The organism is Aliiglaciecola aliphaticivorans (assembly GCF_054782055.1).
The window spans coordinates 1-2,266 of the sequence record NZ_BAAGTF010000063.1; the positions used below are offsets into that span (position 1 = coordinate 1).

Annotated in this window: 3 protein-coding genes; all 3 read right to left on the reverse strand. The window is 42.2% G+C overall.

Features of this window, described 5'->3' with window-relative positions:
* Positions 1-86: 86 nt before the first annotated feature.
* The 3 genes from ACYVIL_RS20185 to ACYVIL_RS20195 all read right to left on the reverse strand — a co-directional run bounded on the left by ACYVIL_RS20185 (position 87) and on the right by ACYVIL_RS20195 (position 2,123).
* A complete protein-coding gene (locus tag ACYVIL_RS20185; protein ID WP_460314523.1) occupies positions 87-662 on the reverse strand; it encodes a reverse transcriptase domain-containing protein in 576 nt (191 codons plus the stop codon).
* Between the two features lie 570 nt (positions 663-1,232).
* The gene (locus ACYVIL_RS20190; RefSeq protein ID WP_460314525.1) at positions 1,233-1,412 is read right to left on the reverse strand and encodes a hypothetical protein; all 180 of its coding nucleotides are present in this window, start codon (positions 1,410-1,412) and stop codon (positions 1,233-1,235) included.
* A 294-nt stretch (positions 1,413-1,706) separates the two neighbouring features.
* Positions 1,707-2,123, reverse strand: coding sequence for a hypothetical protein (locus ACYVIL_RS20195; RefSeq protein ID WP_216053271.1), 417 nt, complete (start codon positions 2,121-2,123; stop codon positions 1,707-1,709).
* Positions 2,124-2,266 lie beyond the last annotated feature (143 nt).

The window sequence follows — 2,266 nt, forward strand, 5'->3', positions numbered from 1 at the left end:
ATAAAATCTGAATTTTCATTAACTCTTCCTTTGTGATCATAGGCATCTCTCAAAAGACACCTAGTTTGATACAAATGGATCAGAATTCAATTGATCAAGTGGCTCAGTTTTACATTGTGGTTAACATCAATGCGTTGCTTCAGCATCTCCATCAGCCAGTCGTGGTCAATATTATCAAAGAAGCCTTTAATGTCAGCCTCAACAATATAGCCATAACCTTTAAACTGAAGATTCAAACTCACACTATGCACCGCTTGATGCGCACTCTTATTTGGTCGATAACCATAGCTGTTAGGCAAGAAATCCGCTTCCCAGATACTTTGCAGTATCTGACTCACGCTTTGCTGCACCAGCTTGTCATCCACCGTGGGTAAGCCTAATGGACGATGTTTACCATGACTTTTGGGAATGAAGACACGTTTAATATCATCTGCTCGATAGCGCTTTGCTTTCAAGACACTACTTAAACGTGTGAGGTTTTCCACAAGTGATGTCTGGTATGTCGGCATAGTGATGCCATCAATACCTGGCGCCGCTCGTTTATTCAGTTGCCCCCAACTTTGATACAGTAAATCATCTCCTAGTAATCCATATAGGTTCTGAAATCTATGGTTGGGGTGTGTCTGTGATTTAAATGTGATGGCATTTAGTGCGGTTGTCATAGTATTTCCAGCCCTACTTTGTCCGGCCTATGTATCTGCTAAATGCCTGATATAACTGCTTGCCCCTTCGCCATGTGGTTGGCTTTCCCAACCCCAAACTACTATGAGCAAGTCTGACTGCCAAAGGGTCTTCGTTCGCCTTGCTTGTGGCTTAACTACCCTACCATTTTCCTTATGGAACACCTTTGGCTCTCTCAAGTTCTCAATACATCTCTTTATACATGCCACGGCTTAATAACTCCGCTGACTCGCCACAACCTTGCCATTTCAGACACACTGAATAACGGTTGCTTTGCTTGGACTTCGACGGCGTTACAAGCCTCGTCAGTCAGAACTTAATTTATTATCGGAGCGATAACAGCACTTCAGGAACACGCATTCCCTATGGCCTATATAATTCTCTGTGTACGCTTCACCTATATTGTTCATCTGGTTGCGAATGCATCGCTGATAAGTATCTCACCAATCCCAGACTCCGCCATAGGCGCAACACTCGATACAGGTGGTTGGCTAAACCTTACCTGACAGGGACTTACACCCTGCAAGATGCATCAAGCTTAGCTTGACGCACTAACGTTTCAAATAAGCGGCGCAGGCTTGCTGGCTATACTTAGCGAAGAATGAGCCCCAGCCAGCGAGTATGCGTCCGGCGACGAAGGAGCGTACTTGATTTGCTTTGTTAGACGGCACAATAAACATGCTGTAAACATCCTTTGTCTGTTGAATAATACTATTACCTAATACAACCACCAGATAATAACCCCTGTAATTTCCTTGTTTAAAGATAGCCTGAAACAACTAAACAGTTCAAACAACCTTTACTGCCAAATGGTTTATTGTTTTAAAAACCACCTAGAAGAAAAAAGAAATGATGTTGGTATTTCATGTGATTTCAAAACAACTATGCGCCTTAAACTAGCGCCTTCTAACGGCACGCATAACGTGCGAAAACACGTAGGCTATAATACCGAGCGAAGCGAAGGGAGCCTACGTGTTTTTGTCCCAGCGAGCTTGCGAGCGAGTTTATGCGATTGTTATATTTCATTACTCAACATTCACATTGAATCTAGAAAAGACCTTTTTCACGGTTGTAGATGGTGGCAGTGAATATCCAAGAGCCACGCTTTCTATGCACTCCTGTTTTCTTAACTTTGCAGAGCCCTTATCTCTTGTAACATATAAAGCTGAAGAAATTGTACCGTCGGCGGTGATGTCGTAAATCACCGTACCATTTAACGGAATTGAAATTAACTCAGACATACTAATATTTTTCTTTTCCATTTTTTTGAAAACGCACTCTTCGTTAATTTTATTAGTAAGTTCCCCAATCTTCTCGCCATGCAGAGAATTGTACGTACTCATAGCTTCGAAGTTCTGTTCAAAGTAAGTAATTTCTGGTGCTGTAGCTACGCAGGCAGTTAAGCCAAAAGCGGTAAGTGCTAAAGAAACGTTCTTGTTCATTCAAAACTCCTTGAAATATAACTTCCAAAACAGCGGAAAGCGAGAGCGTATTTGGGCGAAGCCCAGCGAGTGCTTTTCCGGTGCTTTTGTTTGTTATGAGGTGACAATATGACAACCCCAAAAAGTTTATACATTTAGTAACA